General features: G+C 55.7%; 27 protein-coding genes and 1 tRNA gene. 6 read left to right on the forward strand and 22 right to left on the reverse strand.

Annotated features, from left to right (window positions below; translation table 11 throughout):
* Positions 1-38: 38 nt before the first annotated feature.
* Positions 39-779, reverse strand: coding sequence for an RNA methyltransferase (locus tag K3729_11255; protein UWQ98049.1), 741 nt, complete (start codon positions 777-779; stop codon positions 39-41).
* Positions 780-918: 139 nt separating this feature from the next.
* Here K3729_11255 and K3729_11260 point away from each other — a divergent pair, with 139 nt between their 5' ends.
* Entirely contained in the window at positions 919-1,548 is a 630-nt protein-coding gene (locus K3729_11260) for a thiamine phosphate synthase (protein ID UWQ98050.1), read from the forward strand.
* Here K3729_11260 and K3729_11265 read toward each other — a convergent pair.
* From K3729_11265 to K3729_11275, 3 genes are all read right to left on the reverse strand, one after another.
* Positions 1,531-2,319, reverse strand: coding sequence for a 1-acyl-sn-glycerol-3-phosphate acyltransferase (locus K3729_11265; GenBank protein ID UWR01024.1), 789 nt, complete (start codon positions 2,317-2,319; stop codon positions 1,531-1,533). The genes K3729_11260 and K3729_11265 overlap by 18 nt on opposite strands.
* A 37-nt stretch (positions 2,320-2,356) precedes the next feature.
* Positions 2,357-3,127, reverse strand: coding sequence for a GNAT family N-acetyltransferase (locus K3729_11270; GenBank protein UWQ98051.1), 771 nt, complete (start codon positions 3,125-3,127; stop codon positions 2,357-2,359).
* 134 nt (positions 3,128-3,261) lie between these two features.
* Entirely contained in the window at positions 3,262-3,441 is a 180-nt protein-coding gene (locus tag K3729_11275; GenBank protein UWQ98052.1) for a DUF3553 domain-containing protein, read from the reverse strand.
* A gap of 28 nt (positions 3,442-3,469) precedes the next feature.
* Here K3729_11275 and K3729_11280 point away from each other — a divergent pair, with 28 nt between their 5' ends.
* Positions 3,470-4,063, forward strand: a complete 594-nt coding sequence (locus K3729_11280) for a histidine phosphotransferase (protein ID UWQ98053.1) — start codon at positions 3,470-3,472, stop codon at positions 4,061-4,063.
* A gap of 6 nt (positions 4,064-4,069) precedes the next feature.
* Here K3729_11280 and K3729_11285 read toward each other — a convergent pair whose 3' ends face one another.
* From K3729_11285 to rplU, 8 genes are all read right to left on the reverse strand, one after another.
* Complete coding sequence (locus tag K3729_11285) at positions 4,070-5,326, reverse strand: glutamate-5-semialdehyde dehydrogenase (protein UWQ98054.1); 1,257 nt, start codon at positions 5,324-5,326, stop codon at positions 4,070-4,072.
* Positions 5,327-5,334: 8 nt separating this feature from the next.
* Positions 5,335-6,441: a glutamate 5-kinase gene (gene proB, locus K3729_11290; GenBank protein ID UWQ98055.1), complete on the reverse strand. Its 1,107-nt coding sequence runs from the start codon at positions 6,439-6,441 to the stop codon at positions 5,335-5,337.
* Positions 6,429-7,481 (reverse strand): GTPase ObgE, encoded by a 1,053-nt coding sequence (obgE, locus tag K3729_11295; GenBank protein UWQ98056.1) that lies wholly within the window; start codon positions 7,479-7,481, stop codon positions 6,429-6,431. The genes proB and obgE overlap by 13 nt, the downstream gene beginning before the upstream one ends.
* A 67-nt stretch (positions 7,482-7,548) precedes the next feature.
* Positions 7,549-8,022, reverse strand: a complete 474-nt coding sequence (locus K3729_11300) for a GNAT family N-acetyltransferase (protein ID UWQ98057.1) — start codon at positions 8,020-8,022, stop codon at positions 7,549-7,551.
* Complete coding sequence (locus K3729_11305; protein ID UWQ98058.1) at positions 8,015-8,557, reverse strand: GNAT family N-acetyltransferase; 543 nt, start codon at positions 8,555-8,557, stop codon at positions 8,015-8,017. Before K3729_11305 ends, K3729_11300 begins: the two co-directional genes overlap by 8 nt.
* Complete coding sequence (locus K3729_11310; protein UWR01025.1) at positions 8,530-9,090, reverse strand: GNAT family N-acetyltransferase; 561 nt, start codon at positions 9,088-9,090, stop codon at positions 8,530-8,532. The genes K3729_11305 and K3729_11310 overlap by 28 nt, the downstream gene beginning before the upstream one ends.
* Positions 9,091-9,242: 152 nt before the next feature.
* The gene (gene rpmA / locus K3729_11315) at positions 9,243-9,512 is read right to left on the reverse strand and encodes a 50S ribosomal protein L27 (GenBank protein ID UWQ98059.1); all 270 of its coding nucleotides are present in this window, start codon (positions 9,510-9,512) and stop codon (positions 9,243-9,245) included.
* Between the two features lie 12 nt (positions 9,513-9,524).
* Positions 9,525-10,316: a 50S ribosomal protein L21 gene (gene rplU, locus K3729_11320; GenBank protein UWQ98060.1), complete on the reverse strand. Its 792-nt coding sequence runs from the start codon at positions 10,314-10,316 to the stop codon at positions 9,525-9,527.
* 177 nt (positions 10,317-10,493) lie between these two features.
* Here rplU and K3729_11325 point away from each other — a divergent pair, with 177 nt between their 5' ends.
* Positions 10,494-10,841: a hypothetical protein gene (locus K3729_11325; GenBank protein ID UWQ98061.1), complete on the forward strand. Its 348-nt coding sequence runs from the start codon at positions 10,494-10,496 to the stop codon at positions 10,839-10,841.
* Here K3729_11325 and K3729_11330 read toward each other — a convergent pair.
* Both K3729_11330 and K3729_11335 read right to left on the reverse strand, forming a co-directional pair.
* On the reverse strand, positions 10,838-11,326 hold the full coding sequence (locus K3729_11330) for a hypothetical protein (protein UWQ98062.1): 489 nt from the start codon (positions 11,324-11,326) through the stop codon (positions 10,838-10,840). The two genes, K3729_11325 and K3729_11330, sit on opposite strands and share 4 nt — an antisense overlap.
* Positions 11,323-12,150, reverse strand: coding sequence for a DUF2059 domain-containing protein (locus K3729_11335; protein ID UWQ98063.1), 828 nt, complete (start codon positions 12,148-12,150; stop codon positions 11,323-11,325). Before K3729_11335 ends, K3729_11330 begins: the two co-directional genes overlap by 4 nt.
* Before the next feature lie 183 nt (positions 12,151-12,333).
* Between K3729_11335 and K3729_11340 the strand changes: the two genes are divergently transcribed.
* A complete protein-coding gene (locus K3729_11340; GenBank protein UWQ98064.1) occupies positions 12,334-13,212 on the forward strand; it encodes a LysR family transcriptional regulator in 879 nt (292 codons plus the stop codon).
* Here K3729_11340 and K3729_11345 read toward each other — a convergent pair.
* From K3729_11345 to K3729_11370, 6 genes are read right to left on the reverse strand one after another with little or no spacing between them, the layout of a single operon-like run.
* Positions 13,209-13,874 (reverse strand): fumarate hydratase C-terminal domain-containing protein, encoded by a 666-nt coding sequence (locus tag K3729_11345; GenBank protein UWQ98065.1) that lies wholly within the window; start codon positions 13,872-13,874, stop codon positions 13,209-13,211. The two genes, K3729_11340 and K3729_11345, sit on opposite strands and share 4 nt — an antisense overlap.
* Positions 13,871-14,827, reverse strand: a complete 957-nt coding sequence (locus K3729_11350; GenBank protein UWQ98066.1) for a fumarate hydratase — start codon at positions 14,825-14,827, stop codon at positions 13,871-13,873. The genes K3729_11345 and K3729_11350 overlap by 4 nt, the downstream gene beginning before the upstream one ends.
* A 22-nt stretch (positions 14,828-14,849) precedes the next feature.
* Positions 14,850-16,610 carry an FAD-binding protein gene (locus K3729_11355; GenBank protein ID UWQ98067.1) on the reverse strand — a complete coding sequence of 587 codons (1,761 nt, stop codon included), beginning with the start codon at positions 16,608-16,610 and terminating at the stop codon, positions 14,850-14,852.
* Position 16,611: 1 nt separating this feature from the next.
* The gene (sdhC, locus tag K3729_11360) at positions 16,612-16,953 is read right to left on the reverse strand and encodes a succinate dehydrogenase, cytochrome b556 subunit (GenBank protein ID UWQ98068.1); all 342 of its coding nucleotides are present in this window, start codon (positions 16,951-16,953) and stop codon (positions 16,612-16,614) included.
* Positions 16,950-17,291, reverse strand: a complete 342-nt coding sequence (locus K3729_11365) for a succinate dehydrogenase (protein ID UWQ98069.1) — start codon at positions 17,289-17,291, stop codon at positions 16,950-16,952. The genes sdhC and K3729_11365 overlap by 4 nt, the downstream gene beginning before the upstream one ends.
* Complete coding sequence (locus K3729_11370) at positions 17,291-18,004, reverse strand: 4Fe-4S dicluster domain-containing protein (protein UWQ98070.1); 714 nt, start codon at positions 18,002-18,004, stop codon at positions 17,291-17,293. The genes K3729_11365 and K3729_11370 overlap by 1 nt, the downstream gene beginning before the upstream one ends.
* A gap of 117 nt (positions 18,005-18,121) precedes the next feature.
* Here K3729_11370 and K3729_11375 point away from each other — a divergent pair, with 117 nt between their 5' ends.
* The gene (locus tag K3729_11375; GenBank protein UWQ98071.1) at positions 18,122-18,952 is read left to right on the forward strand and encodes a nitroreductase family protein; all 831 of its coding nucleotides are present in this window, start codon (positions 18,122-18,124) and stop codon (positions 18,950-18,952) included.
* A 56-nt stretch (positions 18,953-19,008) separates the two neighbouring features.
* On the opposite strand, the gene K3729_11380 is transcribed toward K3729_11375, so the two are convergent.
* Positions 19,009-19,083, reverse strand: a tRNA-Asn gene (locus K3729_11380).
* A gap of 86 nt (positions 19,084-19,169) precedes the next feature.
* The gene (locus K3729_11385; GenBank protein ID UWQ98072.1) at positions 19,170-20,078 is read right to left on the reverse strand and encodes an MBL fold metallo-hydrolase; all 909 of its coding nucleotides are present in this window, start codon (positions 20,076-20,078) and stop codon (positions 19,170-19,172) included.
* A 45-nt stretch (positions 20,079-20,123) separates the two neighbouring features.
* Here K3729_11385 and K3729_11390 point away from each other — a divergent pair, with 45 nt between their 5' ends.
* A complete protein-coding gene (locus K3729_11390) occupies positions 20,124-21,443 on the forward strand; it encodes a HAMP domain-containing protein (GenBank protein ID UWQ98073.1) in 1,320 nt (439 codons plus the stop codon).
* The last annotated feature ends 4 nt before the right edge of the window (positions 21,444-21,447 follow it).

The raw sequence follows: 21,447 nt of genomic DNA on the forward strand, positions 1-21,447 counted from the left end.
CACGGGTTGTGCACGCGAGTCACAGGGCAATTTGGGGCTTAATCGCGCTCTTTCCAGCGCACCATTTGTCGCATCACGCCGTGCAACATTTGCACATCCGCGCGGGTCAACGGCAGACGCGACCACAGGTTACGCAAATTGATCTTCATGCTCGGCGCTTTGTGTTCGGGATAGAAGAAACCGGCGGTTTCCATCCGGTCTTCGTAATGGGTCGCCAGCGCTTCCATTTCCGCGTGTGACGCCCATTCACCCTCCATGGAAACTGTGGATGGCACGGTGTCCACGGTCGCCTGACGCCATTCATAAGCGGTCAGCAGCACACATTGCGCAAGATTCAGCGACGCAAATTCAGGGTTCACAGGGACCGAGATAATCGCGTTCGCCTTGGCGATGTCGTCGTTTTCCATCCCTGCCCGTTCAGGTCCAAACAGGATTGCAACTTTTTCACCATTTGCAATACGTTGCGCGGCGTCCTTCATGGCGAATGCGGGCGTAAATACTGGCTTTGTCAGCTCGCGGGGACGCGCAGTCGTGGCATAGACATAGGTACAATCGGCAATTGCATCGGCAGTGCTGTCGCACATCACAGCTTCGTCCAACAGCCGCCCCGCACCGCTGGCCATCGCAACGGCCTTTTGGTTTGGCCACCCATCTCGCGGACTTGTAATCCGCATCCGGTCCAATCCGAAATTCCACATCGCGCGCGCAGCCGCACCAATATTTTCACCCATCTGCGGACGGATCAGAACAAACGCGGGTTGAGGCGTATCTTGGGGCATTTCGGTTCCTTTAAAGATCGCCCGCCTGATACGTGGCACGCGCGGTTAAGACAAGCGTAACAGCTTTGCGACACTGATAGCCAAGCGGCAAAAATCCAGCTAAAGGGGGGCAACACAAGATAAAAGACGGAATTTACCCATGGCCGACTCAGACGTAGAACTGCCCCAGCTGTACCTGATCACCCCGTCAGAGGTCGAATTGATGACCTATCCGGATATTCTCGGCGCCTGTCTTGATGCCGCAGAGGTCGGATGCGTCAGATTGGCCTTAGGCACAAAAGACGAAGACGTGATCGCCCGCACGGCAGACGCCCTACGCGAAGTGACCCACGCGCGCGACGTCGCATTGGTGATCGACACACATATCCAACTGGTCGAACGTCTGGGCCTTGATGGCGTTCACCTGACAGACGGCGCACGTTCTGTGAAGAAAGTCCGTAAAGAGCTGGGTGATGATGCCATTGTCGGCAGTTTCTGCGGGAATTCTCGCCACGACGGTATGACAGCCGGTGAACTGGGCGTGGATTATGTGGCGTTCGGCCCCTGCGGACAGACGTCGCTGGGAGATGGATCACAAGCAGAAGTCGACCTGTTCGAATGGTGGTCCATGATGATCGAAGTACCGGTTGTCGCGGAAGGGGCGTTGACCAAAGAATTGATCACCAAGATTTCGCCGCACACTGATTTCTTCGGTATCGGCAACGAAATATGGTCCGCAGAAGATCCAATTGCAGCTTTTGCCGATCTACGTTCAGCGATCGTGGCTTAGGCCCGCGCGCACCGCAGTTTCAACAGCAAGGCTTAGGTCTTTACGGTTTTCGAAATCGCGCACGTTTACGGGTTCATGATACCGCACACTGGCCGCGCCCTGACGGGTTGCGGCCAGTGTGGCCAGCAGATGCGGACCAAAGTCCATATCGCCCCACCAACCGTAGATACGGGGATCGCTGCTTTCATCCGGAATATATTTGACCGTTACCGGCTGGATGCGCATAGTCTCGCGCAGATCATCGTCAAAAAACGCGGCAAACAGCGTCGGCTTGAACCCAAGAACCTGAAGCCCATCCGTCGACGTACCTTCAGGGAAAAACAACAGCTTATGGCCCGCCCTTAATCGTTCCTGAAAAACAGAAACCTGCGTTTTTGCACTTTTCCGATCACGCTGAATAAAAACCGTTCCGGTGGCCCGTGCGAGCCAGCCGATACCGGGCCATTTGGCAACTTCTGACTTCGACACGAAGTAAATCCGCTTAGTCGCGTTCAGCGCAAAGATATCCAGCCAAGACACATGATTGGCGACAACAGCACCGGGTCCGCGCATCACTGTGCCCTGAACTTCGTGCCGTATACCCATGATATAAAACGCGTTCTTGCAAACGAACTGCGTGATGAACGGCGTGATCGGGCGCTTGGCCTTCCAGATTGGAGCTTCGATCAATCGCACGACCAAGAGCAACACCAAACACACCGCGATCATAAAGATCAGCGGCACGCCCCGTCGGACAATGTGAAACCAACCGATCATCCCGATTGCGGGCATTGTCGGATGGTCGACCGAATCCCAAGGTTTCGTCACGTTATTGGGCCCCCAGCATGGCGCGCTGACGCGCTGACAACTGCGCAGTTTCCAAGATCATGCACACATCCGTCGTTTGAAAATCGAGATCAACAAACGCCCCAGCCCCCACAACGCCACCCATTCGAAGGTACGCTTTGATCAAAGACGGCATCGCGACCATAGCGGCCCGATGATCATCCACGTCGCCCGCAAATTCGGACGGATCAACGGCTCCGTCACCATGCGCACAGGGACGTATATCTGCGGGTGCCAGATGCTTCGCATGCAAGTACCGAATTGCGTTCCGGTGAACTCCCAAATCGACGCCCGGAAAGGACGCAACGCCAAACAAATACGAAATATGATGGGTCTCGACGTAACGGGCCAATGCCTGCCACAGGTGCATCAAAGACAATCCGCCGCGATAATCCGCCCGAATACAGGATCGGCTTAGTTCCAACACATCGTCGCGTCCGTCGGTCAAAGATGACAGGTCAAATTCGCGAGCCGAGTAAAAACCGCCCGCTTCAATCGCCTGCTTATTTCGCATAAGACGATATGTTCCAATGACTTGCGCTGCACCTTTCAATGACAAATCACGCAAAATCAGATGATCGGCAAACGTATCAAAAGGGTCACCTTCGGTTTGCGCAGCGTGGTCAGTTCCAGCGCTATCAGCTCCCATTTCCTTGCAGAAGACATCATAACGTAACCGTTGCACCGCGTGCAGGTCTTCTGGTCCTTGGGCCAACGAGACCGCAAATCGGGAAGGTGGAGAAACGATATTCATGGGACTGGCATTATGTCCTGAGATGGAAATTGATGGTTAGCGATTGTTAACACTCTATCAACTTTCTGCAGCTACACAAAACAGACATGAGTTGACAGAATTACTGCTTACGCTACCCTTGGTTGCAAGATATTTCAGAAGGTGACTATTTCAAGAATGACGTGTGCGGCATCCATAACGACCTTTCCTTCTTCGCGAAAATTGACCGTGATTTTTCCTGCAATATTCGATTGGACCTGCCCATCGCCCCACTCTGGCTTTTCAGTGTGACGGACGATCATGCCCGGCTCAAGTATCGCGTTCATCTCAGACATCGTATCTCTTTCACGTTAGGCCCAAATCATGCGCAATGATATCGCAGCACTGGTCGGATCTCGTATATGCCATGACCTTATCAGTCCAATTGGGGCAATCGGCAATGGGGTCGAATTGATTGGACTGACTGAATCGACTTCGGGGCCGGAAATGGCGCTGATCAGCGAAAGTGTCGAGAACGCAAATGCACGGATCAGGTTTTTTCGCGTGGCCTTTGGTGCCGCCAGTGCCGATCAGATCATTGGCCGGACCGAAGTCCTGTCGATCCTGTCAGCCACCGCAAAATCAGGACGGTTTACGTATTACTGGCAGGTCGACAACGATCATGCGCGGCGCGACGTGCGCATCGCGTTTCTACTGCTGCAATGTTTTGAAACCGCGTTTCCTGTCGGTGGCGACATCACCATTATCCAAGACGCCGATACATGGACCCTAACGGCCCATGGCGACCGGATGAACTATGACCAAAGCCTGTGGGACAGCCTGACCCGGCCCCGATTGGGATACGAACATTCCGCCGCCGAAGTGCAATTCGCCCTGCTTCCCATTGTGCTGCAAGAGGCGCGCCGCACCCTGAATGTCGCAGTAACAGGTGACCAAATCACCGCGACATTCCGGTAACTGCGATTAAGATCGGATCGTTCCGTCGCCCGTGACGAGGTACTTAAAGCTCGTCAATTGGGTTGCGCCAACGGGTCCACGGGCGTGAAGCTTGCCCGTCGCGATCCCAATTTCCGCACCCATCCCGAATTCGCCACCATCGGCAAACTGCGTAGAAGCGTTGCGCATCAGGATCGCACTGTCGAGTTGCGTGAAGAAAGTTTGCGCAACAACGTCATCTTCGCAGATAATTGCGTCTGTGTGGTTGGACCCGTGTTCCCGAATATGCGCAATCGCACCGTCGACACCGTCAACAACGCGTGCCGCGATGATCATGTCCAAAAATTCGCGGCCAAAATCATCTGGTTTCGCGGGTATCGTTCCTTCGACTTTTGCCAAGGGTCCGTCCGCGCGGACTTCGACACCTGCCGCGATCAGATCATTCACCAGTCCGGCGCCTTGCGCGTCAAAAAAGGCTTGGTCGATCAGAACCGTTTCTGCAGATCCGCAAATCCCGGTCCGGCGCGTTTTCGCGTTCAACAAGACCGCGCGCGCCTTTTCCAAGTCCGCAGATCCATCTACGTAGACATGGCAAATCCCTTCAAGATGCGCAAAAACAGGCACCCGGGCTTCTTTTTGCACCAACCCAACAAGACCTTTGCCACCACGCGGCACGATCACGTCGATGTGGTCAACGGCTTGTAACATCGCGCTGACGGCTTCGCGGTCGCGGGTGGGGACCAATTGGATGGCCGCCTCCGGCAGCCCTGCCGCACGGAGCCCTTCTTGCAAACACGCATTGATGGCCGTTGCTGAATGAAAACTTTCCGACCCGCCCCGTAGAATCACAGCGTTGCCGGATTTCAGACAAAGCGCGCCTGCGTCCGCCGTCACATTCGGGCGGCTTTCGTAGATCACACCAATCACGCCAATCGGCGTGCGGACACGTTGAATGTGCAGGCCACTGGGTTGCGTCCATTCTTCGGTCACTTCGCCAACGGGATCGTCTTGCGCGGCCACCGCACGCAACCCATCGACCATGCCTTTGATGCGGTCCTCGTCCAGCATGAGGCGGTCCATCATCGCAGGGCTGAGGCCCTTGTTCGCGCCAAAAGCCATGTCTTTGACGTTCTCTGCAATAATGTGGTCACGCTGTGCCCAGACGGCGCCTGCTGCGGCCTCCAATGCTTTGCGCTTTGCCGGTGCCGGAGTTGCTGCGAGGATCGCTGCTGCGGCGCGTGCGTTTGCGCCAATTTCATGCATCATATCTTTGATTTCAGTCATTTTTTTCCTCACAGCACCATGTCATCGCGATGGATCAAGGCGGTGCGCCCTTTGTAACCCAGCACGTCTTCAATATCTTGCGTCCGGCAGCCTTTGATCTGGCGGGCCTCGGCGCTTGTGTAACGTGACAGCCCCACGCCAAGCACTTGGCCTGCTTCATTTTCTATCGCGACTGGGTCGCCACGCCCGAAACTGCCACTGACCGCGACAACGCCTGCCGGTAGCAGGCTTTTGCCACGTCGCAGCGCGTCCAGCGCACCCGCATCAATCACCACCTGCGCATTTGGTTTCATTGTGGCAATCCACCGTTTGCGGGCGGCTTGTGGGTCGGTCTGTGCGGTGAACCACGTGCACGGTGCACCGTTATCCAGCGTTTTCAATGGGTTTAATGGCGACCCTAATGTGATCGCCATGGCGCAGCCTGCTTCAACCGCGACGCGTGCTGCCATGACTTTTGTCTTCATCCCACCCTTTGACAAGCCTGAACCCGCATCGCCCGCCATCGTTTCGATCTCGGGTGTGATGGTGTCGATCACGTCCAGCCGCTTGGCCGTGGCGTCTTGTTGCGGGTTCGCCGTGTAGAAACCATCGACGTCTGATAGTAACACCAGCTGATCCGCGCCGATGGTCACGGCCACCTGTGCTGCCAGTCGATCATTATCGCCGTAGCGAATTTCGTCCGTCGCGATCGTGTCGTTTTCGTTCACAATCGGCGTCACGCCCAGCGACAACAGCGTTTCCATCGTGGCACGCGTGTTCAGATAGCGCCGCCTGTCCATCGAATCCTCAAGCGTGACAAGGATTTGCGCCGCCGACAGCCCGTGTTTGGCCAATGCTTCTTCGTAGTAACGTGCGAGCCGGATTTGCCCGACAGCGGCTGCCGCTTGGGATTGCTCTAGCGGCAGTGGCCCCGCTGGCAGGTCCAAGACCCCGCGCCCCAACGCGATTGATCCGGAAGATACCAGCACCACGTCGGTGCCGCGTGCGCGCAGAACGGCCACATCATCCACCAGCGATTGCAGCCAGTCACCGCGGAAATCGCCCGTGTCCCGATCAACCAGTAGCGCTGATCCGATCTTTACAACTAATCGTTTTGCGTCTGTTAAGGCTGCCACGGTGCGTCCTCGTCTTCTTCCTCGGCCGCCTCCGCAATACGGTGGCGCAGCTTGTCCGCGTCAATCTGGTCACGCAACGCGCGCAACACATCGGTCACGCCTTCGGTGCTGACGCCGGACATCAGCATGACGGGAGACCCTGTCGCTGCTTCCAGTTCTTCTTTGATGAATTCACGTTCTTCATCGTCGAGCGCGTCGATTTTGTTCAACACGGTTACGCGCGGCTTATCCGCAAGGTCTCCGCCGTAGGCTTCGAGTTCACCGATGATCGTTTCGTAGTCTTTCACCGGATCGCCAGACGCGCCATCGACAAGGTGCAGCAGTACTGAACAGCGTTCAACGTGACCCAAGAACAGATCGCCAAGACCGCGCCCTTCGGATGCGCCTTCGATCAAGCCCGGAATATCAGCAACAACAAATTCAACGTTATCAACGCCGACGACGCCCAAGTTAGGCACAAGCGTCGTAAATGGATAATCTGCAACCTTCGGCCGTGCATTGGATGTGGCAGCGAGGAACGTGGATTTGCCGGCATTTGGCATCCCCAACAGTCCGACGTCCGCAATAAGTTTCAACCGCAGCCAGATCGTGCGTTCGATGCCTTCTTGGCCTTGGTTTGCACGGCGTGGTGCTTGGTTTGTGGACGATTTAAAGTGCAGGTTACCCCAGCCGCCGTTACCACCCTTGGCGATCACAAACCGCTGGCCGACCTCTGTCATATCACACAGGATCGTTTCTTCGTCTTCGTCGATAATTTCGGTCCCGACGGGTACGCGCAGGATGATGTCGTCACCTGTGGCCCCTGTACGCTGTGACCCCATGCCATGCTGGCCGTTCTTCGCAAAGAAGTGCTGCTGGTAGCGGAAATCGATCAGCGTGTTCAGGCTTTCGACAGCCACTGCAATGACCGACCCGCCGTTGCCGCCGTCGCCGCCGTCAGGGCCACCGTATTCGATAAACTTTTCGCGGCGGAAAGACACACAGCCACCGCCGCCGCTGCCCGAGCGGATATAGACTTTGGCGAGATCGAGGAACTTCATAGGATCGGGTGCTTTCTACCAGTGTTGGATGGCGCTTAATCTATTTCGCGCAGGCTCTCAAGCGCTGCTAGTCGGTGCGGGTTAAGCGATATTGGCGTGATGCAACCGGGTAGCCACGGGCCAGTGCATGGCGATAGCAAGTTTGCCAGTGGGTAAAACCGCATTTTATGAGCACCCGATGAGATGCCGGATTGTCGATCCATGTTGTGGCCGTCAAAACATCTGCATCATTGGTATCAAAGAAATGCGCCGTGGCGTGGCGCGTTGCTTGCGTCGCAATCCCACGTCCGTGAACTGATCGCGGCAGAGTATAGCCAATGTTTGCACCGGTTACGCCGATCCGACCGGCCCATTCACCACTGTGCTTGATCGTCCAACAAAAGCCGTCCCCCTCAAAAGGTTTGCAGTATTTCGCAACCTGATCAGGGTCCATCGGCCAAGCCCATCCTCCCAGCTGCCGCACGACGCGCCAGTCCGAAGCAAGCGCGGTCAGATCAGCATGATCATCAGCACACATCTCGTGATAAGTCAGGTCAAGCATTATGGAGGCTTTCCCAACGAGTACGAGTCAGCACCATGCCTTGCGATTGCACGTCTGCGCCTGTCGCCGCACAATGTGATGTACCAATAACCGTCGGCAAAAAGCCGAGCTTTCCCAGCACGTTGGCTGACCCGACGTTGCCGAGGAAGTAATTACTGGTGATCTCAACATCGTCGGTTGTGGCGAAATGGTGCGCACAGGCCGCCATCGCCGCCTCTGTCGCATAGCCCTGCCCCCAGTGGTCTTGGCCCAGCCAATACCCGTGGGCATCACCGCCGCCGACGTTTCCGATCAACGTATCATCTTCGAAAATCGACCACGACGCGGCGCGACCAGCAAGGTTTTCTTCGATGAACCAGGTCGCGTCCTCTTTAGTATAAGGATGCGGAACAACCGAAAGCCAACGCGTCACGTCAAGATTATTCAACTGCGGAACAATCGCATCGACATCAGACAGCGCCATCGGACGCAGTTCAAGCCGCGCGGTTTTGATCACCGGTACGGGGGTCACCCCATTTTGAGCATATACGTCCATGTTGGCACCGTAGCCTTGCGGGCAACGGAATAGGCTTCCGCATCGCCCAGATAGTCGAACCCGTTGTTTGTCAGCACACGTGCCGAACTTGGGTTGTCTTGAAACGCTTCAGCAAAAATTTGCTTTGCGTTGTGCGGATTTGCGGCCAGCAATGTCCGGACAGCTTCGGTCGCGAGACCCGTGTTCCAGAACGCAGGCGCGATCCAATAGAAAATCTCGGATTGATCACGGTCCATCCGGTTGAGGCTGATCAGCCCCAATGCTTCGGCATTCCCGCCATCAGTGCCGTCCAAAATCCAGATATCTTCAAGCCGGTCGTCGGCGCTGGCGCGATCAATCATCGCTTCGACAGTCCCCGGAGGCAGAGGATGCGGCATGGCACGGGTACCGCGCGCAATACGTTCGTCACCTGCATACATTGCGACAAGACCCACATCAGCACGCCGCAATGGGCGCAACACAAAGCGGTCCGCCGCAATTGTGATCTGGTCGTTTGTCGCCGCTTTATCCGGCGTTGCGATTGTATTGTGCATCATGGCTTTCCCTCCTCGAAAAACCGGTGCCTCCCAAACTGGGCCTCACGTCAGAACTGTCGTCTACTTTCATATCGTGTCGATAGTATGAAAAAGTAAGGGGGACCGGTGTTCACCGATCCCCCCAAATGCGTTACCTTGGAAACTTCGGTTTACTCAGCGGCCTCCGCCACTGGGAGAACTGAAATAAAGGTACGGCCCTTAAGGCCTTTGTGGAATTGTACGTTGCCTTCGATGGTTGCGAAGATCGTGTGATCTTTGCCCATGCCAACGCCCATACCTGGCCACATCTTTGTGCCACGCTGACGCATGATGATGTTGCCTGGGATCACGACTTCGCCGCCGTACTTTTTCACGCCAAGACGGCGACCAGCTGAGTCGCGACCGTTACGGGATGAACCGCCTGCTTTTTTATGTGCCATTGGTGTCTCTCCTTACGCTTCTTTAGCGAATTCTGCGGCTTGTTTCAGCCACTCGTCACGCTCAATGCGGCCTTTGAATGACAATTGGTCATCCATATACGCAATTTCGTCTGCTGTCCAAGCTGCAACTTGATCGAAGTGGAAGATGCCGTTTGAATGCAGCTTCTTTTCGAGTGCTGGACCGACGCCTGAAATACGCTTCAGATCGTCAGGCTGACCGCCACGTGCTTCTTTCAGCAGGTTAGCAGGCTTTGTACCAGCGTTTGCAACTTCAGCTTCAGCCTGTGGGGCGTCTGCTTTTGCAGCTTTCTTTGGTGCAGCTTTTGCTGGTGCGCTATCGGCTTTCTTCGCCGCAGGCTTCGCAGCCTTTGGAGTAGAAGCGCGTTTCGCAGCAGCTTCGGCTTTCTTGGATGTTGGTGCGCCGTTACCTGCAGCGATTGCTTCAGATACAACTTTACCAGCACCGGATACGGCAGCTTTTACGCCGGACTTGCCAGCGCCTGCTTCAAGAATATCGCCGATGCGAACAACTGTGAGCTGCTGACGGTGACCCTTCTTACGTGCAGAAGAGTGCTTACGACGGCGCTTAACGAAGTTAATCGTCTTAGGGCCTTTGATTTGGTCAACAACTTCGGCCTGAACACCAGCGTCTTCCACAAGTGGAGCGCCAACAGTGTTACCAACCATGAGAATCTCGTTGAATTGGATCTGGTCGCCAGCGGCGGCATCCAATTTTTCGACACGCAGTACGTCGCCTGATGCAACTTTGTACTGTTTGCCACCGGTCTTAAGAACCGCAAACATAGTGTATTCCTTTGTCTTTCGCGTCTCTGAGGCCCCCGATTGAACGAGTGTTTGGTACCTGTGGACTGCGTGCCTGTAAGGGCAGTTTTTCGCTTTACCCTCACCAAGTGCCTTGATGAGATGGCGGCTTATGTGCGCAGATGTATTTTAAGTCAAGCCCAGAAAGAGGCCAAAACCATGCGCAGCACACTTATTTCACTGATATTTCTCGCCGCCTGCAGTAGCGAAGCCAATCACCTTGGCAATCCATTACTGTGGCCCGTCAACGCCCTGACGTCCGCGACTGAAAACGCAATCTACAACGAACGGCGGGGACGCGTCGAAATCGCGGTGAAATCCAACTTTGACCAGATCATCCCCGAAATCATGGCAGGCGGCGGTCCAGCGATCAGCACCGCGATGGAAGAAGCAGGCATTCCCCTGCAGGATCGCCCTGCCCGTTTGGTCCAGTTACGCGGTGACATCGGGATATACGACGACAACCCCGGCGCTTTGGTCACTGCGCTGATGGTTTATAGTTCCTAGTCGCAGCGGGTCCATCCGCCTTTTGCGCCGCGATCCAGACACCACCCTGCTTGTGTCTTCGCATCATATAGGTGGTTGCCGAAGTCGAAAGAGACGGAGGACGGAATGCAGTCGAGCGCTGCAATCTCTTCTCCGGCTTTGCGCACTGTTATGCCGCCGTATTTCTGCGGATTGTCCTGACGTTCCGCACCCATCACAACCACGTATTCGTAGTCGCCGTTATAGAATGTGATCGTTTCCCAAATCGTGTTCCCAACGCCCGGCCAAGGTTGATAGTCGACATCTGCTGCTGGTGTGGTCAGCACGAGATCAGACATTTCATTGAGATTGCCATATGCATAGGTCACATCCGCGCCGTCCAATCGGACCGACACCATCTTTGAACTGTTTTCCATGGCGCAGAACATCAATTCGGTCGTGTCTGCATGGCTCATGTTTGCGGTCGCGAAAACCACGCTAGCGGCCAAGGCGCTTGGGCGCATCATAGATCCTGCCCCGCCATGTATTGTGATGAAGCAAGACCAAGCGCACGGCTGATCCCTTCGAACATTTCATCAAAGGCCACAAACAAAGCTGTGTTCAACGCCTGCCCGTCTTCGGTTTCGGAAAAGTCGATATAGGCCTGCAGTTCGGCGTCGCTGAGCGGTTGGTAAGCCATTAGCAAGTAGGAATAGACCCATTCGTACGTGTTCTTGCGGATTTCGGTTTCTTGGTTCCAAACGTCCGTCAGAATTTGTTCTTCTGTCAGATCTTGGCCAAAGGCCCCGCCATCCAACAGGCCCAAATAGAATGCGTAGTTTGCGTTCAGTGCCCCAACGACATTGGTTTCCACCAAATCATTTGTCTCTACGAATTCCTCGACCAACGAAAACCGTGGTGTTTCATCGGCAATTGCAATGGCCGCCGCTTCTTTGCTGGCCTCTTCGATGTCTTCGTCCATCAACGCACGGCGCGCCGCGACTTCTAAACCGACGACAGTCTGGCCAACGTCACCTTCGAAAAATGCGATCAGACTGTCGATGTCCACATCACCCAAGGCTGCACCGAACTGCATTTCCAGCCCATCGCGCATGGTGTCGTAGTCGTAAATCTGAGATACCGTTTCAGGCCAATCCGAAGACGTCCGATCCGGAAACAGGTCTTCAGCGATCTGTTCCCCGTATTCCAATCCTTCTTCGCGCATAATGGACACGATGGCATCAAGGTCCATGGCCGCAAACAGGTTCGCCACATCTTCTTTGGCCACATTGGCAAAACTTATGGCAGGTGTCAGCGCGAGGGCTGCGGCGAAGGTCAGGCGGGTCAACATCAAGTAATCCTTTTAGCGATCTTTTGTTAAGATATGGCGGGCCTTGCGTTTTTCCAAGCGCAATACCCTTCAACTTGCAGCAATACGCTGACACCCCCCAATGCGCGGTGGCTTTGCGTGACTTGGAATTCGCCGATTGCTTGCGTATCGTTCAGCTATGACCACAGGTATCAAGCATATCCCATGACAATCCGCCTTTTGCGCACGCTGGTGGCCGTGGCCGATACCCGCACATTTTCCGCAGCTGCCGTTGAGGTTCGCGTCACACACGCAGCTGTCAGCCAACAAATGCAAACGCTTGAGGCTAACCTTGGGTTGGCCCTGTTTAATCGGGACACACGCACCCCTGAGCTGACCCCAATCGGACATGACGTCGTCCGCAAGGCGCGTCAGTTGATCGCGGATTACGACAACCTTGCGCCGTCGGTACTGGGGGACGATGGATTAAGCGGCGTCGTCACCTTGGGTGCTTTACGGACTACTTTGACCGGCCTGACACCACACGCAATGGCACGGTTGAAGGACAGGTTTCCCGCGCTTGGCATCCATATTCGACCGGGCCTGACCGAAACCCTGCTCGCCGATATCTCGCGCGGGTCCGTCGATGCCGCGATTGTCACCCGTCCCCATTTGCTGCCCGCCGACATCGCCTTCAAGGACCTCGCGCGCGAACCCCTGCAACTGATTGCCCACGCCCAAGACCCGCTGGATGATCCGATCGCGTTGCTGCACAGCCGACCGTTCATTCGGTTCAACCGTCGCGCTGTGCTCGGGACATTGATTGAAAACTGGCTGGTCGCAAACAAAGTGCGTGTGACGGAAGCGATGGAACTTGATAGTCCCGAAGCGATCACAAGCATGGTGCAAGCGAACCTCGGTGTGTCCATCGTGCCTGACCTTGTCGTAAAGCCGCTTGAACAAGTTGCGGTGAAACGGGTCGCACTGGGAACCGATGCGCCTACCCGATTGCTGGGACTGGCGTACCGCAAGGATCACATCAAAACCCGCTTGCTGGACGAAGTCTTTGCCGCATTGTCAGATGTGATCGCAGAAGCGTCCTAGATCACTTCGTCAGACCTATCGTCGGTTTCGCCGTAGCGTTTGAGAACTGCTGGTTTTGTGCCTTCGTACACATGCGCAATATTGGCCGCGATTTTTGCGTTTTCGCGTTCGAACAGGCAGTCGCCGTTCATATCAGAGGCCACGATGAACGGTCCCATCCGATTACATTTCAGGACCCACATTGCTTGCGCGATCCCAAGTTCTTCGTTCCAGTGCACAGCTTCGACGCTTTCGACGCCACGCCCCAGGAGCGCGCCTGTCCCATATCCAACCGTAGATAAATAGACCGCGCCATTAGGGACGAAATAGTCCTTGTAGTCTTTTGACGTCATACCGCCTTTGCCCACGATCAATTTCGCGCCAGTTTTGGCCATCCATTCGGGCAACCATTTGGCAAAGCGAAACGATGCGGTAGCGGTCACCGCGCCCATGTCAAAGCTACCGTCTGGATTGATGCGCGCGGCAGGCGAACAGTGGAAATTCGCGGCAGACTGGCTTGGCAATTCCATCGGAATGTTCGCTTTGTCTTCGAGCGCGCGCATGTAAACGCCTTCGCGGGCTGTATACATGAGGCCATCAAGATAGACGATGTCGCCAAGCCGCAGGTCAGCGATGGCTTCAGGTGTCGGGGTCGTAGACAGACGGACTTCACGAATGGTCATTCGGCAGCCTCCTGTACTGGGGCCCAATCGACGGTTTCGCGCCTTTGGTAGGGTGTAAACCAATCGGGGTCCGTGCGATGTTCAACACACCCGTCACGGAATATCCGCGCCACGGCTCTACGCGATGACAAACAAAACGCATGCACCGACATCGGCATCCCCCCTGTATGGCAGTAGCCCACCTCGATGTTGCAATCGATGACCATGTTCTTACCGACAAAGCCCATGGCCCCCATACCAATGGAATTCCCAAGGTCTTTGAATTCATCTTCCATCTTTGCAATCTCGGGATCGCTATTGCGTGACCCGACAATCCGCAATGTCGATGCCCGTTTGCCAAGCGTCATGCAGGTGTCTTTTGATCCGCCAAGCCCGATACCGATGATCGCAGGCTGACAGGCCAATCCCCGTTTGCCGAAAGCCATCAGACTATCGAGGTAGAACCGTTTGATCCCCTGAATACCATCCGACGGAAACAACATCCGGTAATCGGATCCGAAAAGCCCGCCTTTGTGAACCGTGATCAGATCAATCCAATCACCATCAGGTTCAAACCCGTATTCAATTTCAGGCGCACCAATGCCGACGTTATTGTTATGATCCGTCCGCCAAAGTGGATGGACGCGGTTGGGACGCAGTGGAACCCCGTTGGTGGCGCTGGCGGTGGCACGACGCAACGCGCCTTCCAACGCAATCATGCCCCCTTCGACAGCCGCATCATTTCCCATCTTCACAAACCAACGCGGCACGCCCGTATCACCACACATCGCGCGGCGATCTTCCTTCGCGGCTTCGTAGTTTTCGAGCATCGCTTTGAGGACAAATGACGATAGATCGCCATCCTCTGTGCGTGCGGCCTCTTGCAGACCGTCCAGATAATCCTGCGGGATTTCGATGGCCGCTTTGTCCATCAGCGTTTCGGCGGTGGATTGAATAAGCGAGATAGGAATCATCTGATATCCTTTGTTTTGCGGGTCATGGCACAGCCACGAGCGTTTCTGGCGCATCATCGGGCAGGATCGTCTCGCCCGGACGTACGATTGTGAATTGAACCGGTTCGCGCGTGACATTCACCGCATCGCCAATTTGCTGCGCCACTGTGAAATCGCTGTCTTTCATCGCGCCCGGTTCGGGATGGTCTTCACGGTAATGCGCCCCGCGCGAATTTTCGCGGGCCATCGCCGCTTTGGTGATCACCTCAGAAACATCGCACAGTGACCGCAAATTCAGCCAATCGTGCCATGTCAGATTAAACGCCAGCGTATCGCCTGCCACGCCTATGTCCATTAGCTGACCCGACACAGCTGCGATGCCTTGCAAGCCGCGTTTTAACCCAGCCGCTGTCCGCATGACACCAACGTCGTCCCACATGACGTTTTGAAGATCTTGGCGCAGGGGGTGAACCAAGGCAGGTTTACGATCCAACGGATGTATCGCGCGCGCGATTTCTGCCGCCAGCACAGCTTCATCCGGATCGCGCAGCGACGGCATTTGCCGAATATCGCGACCCATTACGTCACCTGCGATACCGCCATAGACTGTCGAATTCGCGACGCCATTGCCGCCTAAACGGTTGGACCCATGTGCGCCGCCCGCATCTTCGCCCGCCACATAGAGCCCTTCCATCGCCGTGCGGGTGTCCACATCAACCACTACGCCCCCCATGAAATAATGGGCGGTTGGCACGACTTCGACCTTACCTGCCGCCAGATCAAAACCGCTGTCAGCACAGCGCGACACCATGCCTTTGAATTTCTTGCGCACATTGTCCGGCCCCAGATGCGCCATCGAAATAAAGACGCCTTCCTGTGCGGGATCATTGGTTTTGCGCATCTCCGCGTAGATACCGCGGCTGACGACATCCCGCGTGGCGCGTTCACCCTTTGCGTCGTAATCAAACATAAACCGCGCTCCGGCGTGATTGATCAACTGACCACCTGCCCCGCGCAATCCTTCTTCCAGTACCGTACCGGTCATGCGGGTATGGTCGCCGGCCAGCAGGCCCGTCGGATGAAACTGCACCATTTCCATATCGCGCAGCTTCAGCCCCGCACGCAGCGCCATCGCCAAGCCATCCATCGTCTTGTCGCCGCTCGGTGTGTGGTACTTGTACATGGAAGGCCCGCCACCCGTGGCCATCAGCACCGTCTTGGCCCGCACCAAGCGGAACCCGCCGGTGCGCATGTCGATAAACAAGACCCCCGCCAGCGCCGATCCATCTTTCGTTGGGATCAGCCCAATCGCGCGGTGTTCTTGAAGTTTCTCGACACCGCTCGCTAGCACCTTTTCCATCAAGCGGTTGATGATTTCGATGCCCGTCAGATCACCCTTGTGGACGGTCCGATCCGCCGTTTGGCCTGCAAATGCCTTTTGATGCAAACTGCCATCGGGATTGCGGTCAAAAAAGCATCCGACCTCGTTCTCTAACTCACGGACCCGCACAACGGCCTGCTCACACAATCGCCACGCCATGTCCTGATTGGGGAGCCACTTGCCCCCGTTGATCGTGTCCATGAAGTGCCGTTCAACTGTGTCGCCACCGCCCATCGCCACGTTGTAGCCGCCTTGCACCATCCGTGTGCAACCACATTTCCCGATCAGCCCCTTCACAGCGATTGTGATCTTTGTCCCCTCAGGCGCTGTCTGCTGCGCGTGCAATGCCGCGAAAAGACCCGCGCCACCGCTGCCGATGATCAAGATATCCGTGTCGTGGCGGTCAATGTCGGTCAAACCCATTTTACAGCGCCTTCATCAAGAACAATGTTGCGACTAAAAATGACGCGGCGGCTGCTCCCGCGGCTAATGTCTTTTGAGGCGGGCTCCACGGTAGCCATTCCAGCGCCATAAGGCGCAAACCGCCAAACATATGTACCGCAAGCCCAAACACGAGACCGAATTCAGCAAGCTTCACAGCAGTGTAGTCGGTCAATTGCAGGAAACCGTCCAACCTTGCCGGATCATTTAATGCCATCGCAAGTAACCAGAAATGCAGCGGCAGAAAGATAGCTAACCCCACGCCTGAGACGCGATGCAAAATATAGGCAAGCCAAAGTGGATGAGCACGAGGCGGCATTTTCATAGCGCCGCTCCGAATGTCACTGCCCAGACCGCGCGCGCGCCTAGTGCAAACAGCCCCAGACCGGTGATCCACATCAAGACGTCTAGCACAATACCCTTTAGCCCGCCCCATTCATGCGCAACGACGCGCAAACCGATTGCGGCGTGGATGCAGACGGCGACAACAAATGTGCCATAGAACATGAACCAGGCAGCAGAGCCTTGGGTCCGCCCCAGAATCTCGGCCGTGCTCAGCCCGCCTTGGACGGCGATGATCATCACGGCCAGATGTCCAACAACCAACGGGGCCATCAAAAGCGCTGTGATCCGTTGCAACATGTAAAGGCGCAATGTCAGCATCAGCGCCCCCTTTTGAAAAAGGATTTAGCTGTGGCCCGCTTCAATCCGGCGATGGCCGTCATCGGATCAAGGTCGTTGGGGCAATAAGCAGTGCATGACCCCATGGAATGGCAATTGTGGCATCCGCCCTGACCGGAAACCGCATCAAGGATTGCCGCTTTATCCCCGTCTTTGGCGTCATTCAACACCGTCCACGCCCGTTGAAGTGCTGCTGGACCAAGGTAATCATCATTGCCCGTCACCGTGTCACAGGCCGCGTAACAGACGGAACAGTTGATACATTCGATCCCGGCGTTTGCGACAACACGTCCAGCAGATGTTTCATCTACTGGGGCAATGGGATCATCGCGCGTCGCTGTCGGGTGGTGCACCCCTTCTGCCGCAATCCATTTGTCGAAGAAGGGATCCATGTCGACGACCAAATCTTTAATCACAGGCAGGTTCTGCAGCGGCCCAATTGATACTGTATCCCCCTGCAAAACCTTCGATATATGCGTCCGGCATGTCCAGCGCGGCACACCGTTGACCATCATCGCACAGCTTCCGCACATGCCGACGCGGCACGCGAACCGGTAGCTTAGGGTCGGATCGGCGTTTTGCTGTATCCACGACACGACATCCAGAACGGTTTGATTAGCCGCCGCAGGGACATCAAACGTGTCGTCGCCCGCCGCACCGCGCGCAATGGTCACTTTCAACGTCGATGGTGTCATGCCCTACACTTCCCAATTGGTCAGCCGCGCTGCATACTTACCAAAATAGCTGTGCTTTATAAATCCACATAACACTTAATCAAAATGTAAGCGTTACTGACAGAAAGCCATCCACGCATGACAACTGACCTGCACTCTGCCCTTCAGTCTCGGTTTCAGGATCACACGGACGTACCTGATCAATTACAGGGTGCTGAGGTTCTCGCAGGTATGGCGGACCGTGGATCATGCCGCGCATTTGCAGATCAACGTGTACCAACAGAGGTGCTTGAAACGCTTTGCGCCGTTGCCCTGTCATCCCCGACAAAAAGCGACCTGCAACAGCGCGATATTGTATTGATGACATCTGCGGGGCCGCGCAAGGAACTGGCCGACATGGTCACGACGCAACCATGGGTCACGGGTGCGCCGATGATCGCCGTCTTCTGCGGAAATAACCGGCGCCAACGACTGAACCACGCATGGCACGATGTTCCTTTCGCGAATGATCACCTTGATGCTTTCTTCAACGCGAGTGTAGACGCAGCCATCGCGCTGGGCGCATTTGTGACGGCTGCGGAATCAATCGGGCTTGGGTGCTGCCCTATCAGCGGAATCAGGGATCAGGCGGCGGCTGTGTCGCGGCTTTTGAATCTTCCGCAACATGTGTTTCCAGTGGCTGGTTTAGCCGTCGGATATCCAGCGGCACCCAAGGTGATTTCAAAACGTCTGCCATTGGCGGCGACGGTTCATCAGGACACGTATCACGAAACGGACCTTCAACAGACGGTCAATGCCTATGATACGGATCGCGCGCTGACCCAGCCTTACGCACAACAACGCTATGAAGAGCGTTTCGGAACGGCAGCAGGATACGGATGGTCTAAGGACAAGGTTCGCCAATACAGCGCCCCCGAGCGGGCCGATTTCGGGGCATTCATTCGCGCAAAGGGATTTAATCTGGACTAGCGCAATATACCAAAGAAATAGGGCTTAGTGATTTCTCGCTAAGCCCTTGAATTCTTTGGCTCCGACGGTAGGGATCGAACCTACGACCAATTGATTAACAGTCAACTGCTCTACCGCTGAGCTACGTCGGAACACTGTATGCGCGGTCTATAACGATGCGTTTTCGGCGCGTCCAGAGGGTTAAATTGCTTTTTTCACTTTTCTTGCAATTTCCCTGTCAGTCAGTCCACGAAAAGACGGCTTCAGGATGCAGCTTTCCATCAACACTCACTTTATTTTGCACATATAAATCAACGAGATGGGCAAATACGTTCCGCCCCGCGATCACATGAAGGCGCGGGTGCAAATCAGTATAGATTGCCGTCACAATTTGGCTGACGCTGTGCGGACCGTCTTGCAGCGTCGCCAGAATTTGAGCGGTGCGGGATTCTCTGTGGTTGATCAGTTCGGTTAGGCGGTCATGCGGGGTTGTGATTGGCGCGCCATGGCCAGAATAATGCACCCTTGCAGGGATTTCACGCAGCCGCGCACATGACGCCAGAAAGTCTGTCATATCCCCATCTGGGGGCGAAACCAGCGACGTCGACCAGCCCATCACCAAATCACCCACAAAAATCGCGTCATTCCACCCGAGTGCGATGTGATTCCCCAAATGTCCCGGTGTGTGGATTACCGACAGGTCCCATCCCTGCCCTTTAATCACATCGCCATCCTTGACCAGTTGATCCGGTGCGAAGTCGTGATCCAGCCCTTCGCCGCCACCAGCCATGCCGTCCGTTGCCAATGCCGTCATCACAGCACTGCGCCCCGCATAGGTGTCCCCGAATGCGATAACAGGCGCGCCAGTGTGATTGGCTAGTGGCTTAGCGAGCGGTGAATGATCCAAATGGCTATGCGTGACGACAATATGGCTGACAGGCCGACCATCGATTGCGACGATCAATGCTGCCAAATGCGCGTCACTTGCGGGACCCGGATCAATGACTGCAAGGCTTTCGCGGCCCAAAAGATACGTATTGGTACCCGGCCCAGTCATGGGCGACGGGTTCGGCGCCAAAACGAGACCCAAGTCTGGTTCTAACATCGTAAGTTGACCGGCTTTGGCGTGAAAATCCGATTCTGGCATCGCTTGTGACTTTTTGTTTGGCGCTGGGCGGGTTAGCCTGCTGCAATGTTTCTAGGTTGGATCAAAAACGCAATGCCGCGTGGCATTTATGGCCGCGCCGCCCTGATTTTGGTGCTGCCGGTTGTGACGCTGCAGTTGCTCGTGTCGGTGGTGTTTATTCAACGCCACTTTGACGGTGTCACGGAATCAATGACCAGTGCTATGGCGATTGAGTTGCGATTCCTGCAATCCCAAGTCAACGGCGCTGTCGATTACGAAGCGGCCCGCGTGGCACTTGATCGCGTAACAACGGGGTTAGAGCTGACAACCACCCTGCCCGCCAGCCCGATGCTGCCTGACGATGTTAAACCGTTTCAGGACCTGACGGGTCGCAAAGTGATCACCAATCTGCGCGAACAGGTCCCCGACGTCCTGCGCATTTCGCTCGCGGAACGGCGGGTCGTGACGCTGTGGCTAGAAACAAACAAAGGACCGCTGGAGGTTTCATTCCGCCGCAACCGTGTTTCGGCGTCTAACCCCCATCAGCTCTTGGTTATTATGGTTGTGATGGGTGCAGTCATGACCACCATCGCCTATTTCTTTTTGCGCAATCAGCTGCGCCCGATCAAACGGATGGCCGCGGCCGCAACAGATTACGGTAAAGGCCGTATGACCAATTTCAATCCAACAGGTGCGCTTGAAGTCCGCGCTGCGGGCATGGCGTTTCTGGACATGCGCAACCGGATTGAACGCCAAACGCAAAGCCGGACGATGATGCTGTCAGGCGTCAGTCACGATCTGAGGACGCCCTTAACGCGTATGCGGCTTGGCCTGTCGATGCTGGACAACGAAGACGTCGAACCGCTGATCAAGGACGTCGATGAAATGCAGCAGTTGCTCGACGGATTTCTTGATTTCGCACGCAGCGACGCCGCAGATGTACTGGAACCGAGCGATCCGGTTGATCTGCTGAATGCGGTGATAGAAGACGCGAAACGTAGCGGGCTTGCATTGACCTGCATTGAAACGGCTCCGGCAGGGACAAGCATCGCGATGCGGCCCGATGCGATCCGGCGTGCGCTGGACAATCTTGTCGGTAATGCGCTGCGCTATGGCCAAAACGCAGAGATCAGCCTGTCCGTCACAGACCGTAGCGTCCGCTTCACGGTTGAGGACGATGGCCCCGGTATTCCAGCAGATCAACGCGATGAAGCGACACGTCCCTTCGTCAGACTAGATCCAGCGCGTAACCAAAACAAAGGCAGCGGCGTGGGGCTTGGCCTGTCGATTGTCAGCGATATCGCGCGGACGCATGGCGGCATGCTGCGGCTGGGCGACAGCGAACGTTTGGGCGGACTAAAAGCGGATTTGGTTCTGGCTCGATAGCCAG

This window comes from Rhodobacteraceae bacterium S2214, from assembly GCA_025141675.1.
GTDB lineage: Bacteria > Pseudomonadota > Alphaproteobacteria > Rhodobacterales > Rhodobacteraceae > Yoonia.

Excerpts from the sequence above, each read along its gene's own strand:
- obgE (UWQ98056.1), bottom strand. The coding sequence starts at position 7,481 with ATGAAGTTCCTCGATCTCGCCAAAGTCTATATCCGCTCGGGCAGCGGC.
- K3729_11275 (UWQ98052.1), bottom strand. The coding sequence starts at position 3,441 with ATGTCTGAGATGAACGCGATACTTGAGCCGGGCATGATCGTCCGTCAC.
- sdhC (UWQ98068.1), bottom strand. The coding sequence starts at position 16,953 with ATGAAAATGCCGCCTCGTGCTCATCCACTTTGGCTTGCCTATATTTTG.
- K3729_11310 (UWR01025.1), bottom strand. The coding sequence starts at position 9,090 with ATGCACAATACAATCGCAACGCCGGATAAAGCGGCGACAAACGACCAG.
- rpmA (UWQ98059.1), bottom strand. The coding sequence starts at position 9,512 with ATGGCACATAAAAAAGCAGGCGGTTCATCCCGTAACGGTCGCGACTCA.
- K3729_11375 (UWQ98071.1), top strand. The coding sequence starts at position 18,122 with ATGACAACTGACCTGCACTCTGCCCTTCAGTCTCGGTTTCAGGATCAC.
- K3729_11260 (UWQ98050.1), top strand. The coding sequence starts at position 919 with ATGGCCGACTCAGACGTAGAACTGCCCCAGCTGTACCTGATCACCCCG.
- K3729_11330 (UWQ98062.1), bottom strand. The coding sequence starts at position 11,326 with ATGATGCGCCCAAGCGCCTTGGCCGCTAGCGTGGTTTTCGCGACCGCA.
- K3729_11390 (UWQ98073.1), top strand. The coding sequence starts at position 20,124 with ATGTTTCTAGGTTGGATCAAAAACGCAATGCCGCGTGGCATTTATGGC.
- K3729_11365 (UWQ98069.1), bottom strand. The coding sequence starts at position 17,291 with ATGCTGACATTGCGCCTTTACATGTTGCAACGGATCACAGCGCTTTTG.
- K3729_11350 (UWQ98066.1), bottom strand. The coding sequence starts at position 14,827 with ATGATTCCTATCTCGCTTATTCAATCCACCGCCGAAACGCTGATGGAC.
- K3729_11325 (UWQ98061.1), top strand. The coding sequence starts at position 10,494 with ATGCGCAGCACACTTATTTCACTGATATTTCTCGCCGCCTGCAGTAGC.
- K3729_11255 (UWQ98049.1), bottom strand. The coding sequence starts at position 779 with ATGCCCCAAGATACGCCTCAACCCGCGTTTGTTCTGATCCGTCCGCAG.
- rplU (UWQ98060.1), bottom strand. The coding sequence starts at position 10,316 with ATGTTTGCGGTTCTTAAGACCGGTGGCAAACAGTACAAAGTTGCATCA.
- K3729_11285 (UWQ98054.1), bottom strand. The coding sequence starts at position 5,326 with ATGACTGAAATCAAAGATATGATGCATGAAATTGGCGCAAACGCACGC.
- K3729_11370 (UWQ98070.1), bottom strand. The coding sequence starts at position 18,004 with ATGACACCATCGACGTTGAAAGTGACCATTGCGCGCGGTGCGGCGGGC.
- K3729_11340 (UWQ98064.1), top strand. The coding sequence starts at position 12,334 with ATGACAATCCGCCTTTTGCGCACGCTGGTGGCCGTGGCCGATACCCGC.
- K3729_11355 (UWQ98067.1), bottom strand. The coding sequence starts at position 16,610 with ATGGGTTTGACCGACATTGACCGCCACGACACGGATATCTTGATCATC.
- K3729_11280 (UWQ98053.1), top strand. The coding sequence starts at position 3,470 with ATGCGCAATGATATCGCAGCACTGGTCGGATCTCGTATATGCCATGAC.
- K3729_11385 (UWQ98072.1), bottom strand. The coding sequence starts at position 20,078 with ATGCCAGAATCGGATTTTCACGCCAAAGCCGGTCAACTTACGATGTTA.
- K3729_11300 (UWQ98057.1), bottom strand. The coding sequence starts at position 8,022 with ATGCTTGACCTGACTTATCACGAGATGTGTGCTGATGATCATGCTGAT.
- K3729_11270 (UWQ98051.1), bottom strand. The coding sequence starts at position 3,127 with ATGAATATCGTTTCTCCACCTTCCCGATTTGCGGTCTCGTTGGCCCAA.
- K3729_11335 (UWQ98063.1), bottom strand. The coding sequence starts at position 12,150 with ATGTTGACCCGCCTGACCTTCGCCGCAGCCCTCGCGCTGACACCTGCC.
- K3729_11345 (UWQ98065.1), bottom strand. The coding sequence starts at position 13,874 with ATGACCATTCGTGAAGTCCGTCTGTCTACGACCCCGACACCTGAAGCC.
- K3729_11265 (UWR01024.1), bottom strand. The coding sequence starts at position 2,319 with ATGCCCGCAATCGGGATGATCGGTTGGTTTCACATTGTCCGACGGGGC.
- K3729_11305 (UWQ98058.1), bottom strand. The coding sequence starts at position 8,557 with ATGGACGTATATGCTCAAAATGGGGTGACCCCCGTACCGGTGATCAAA.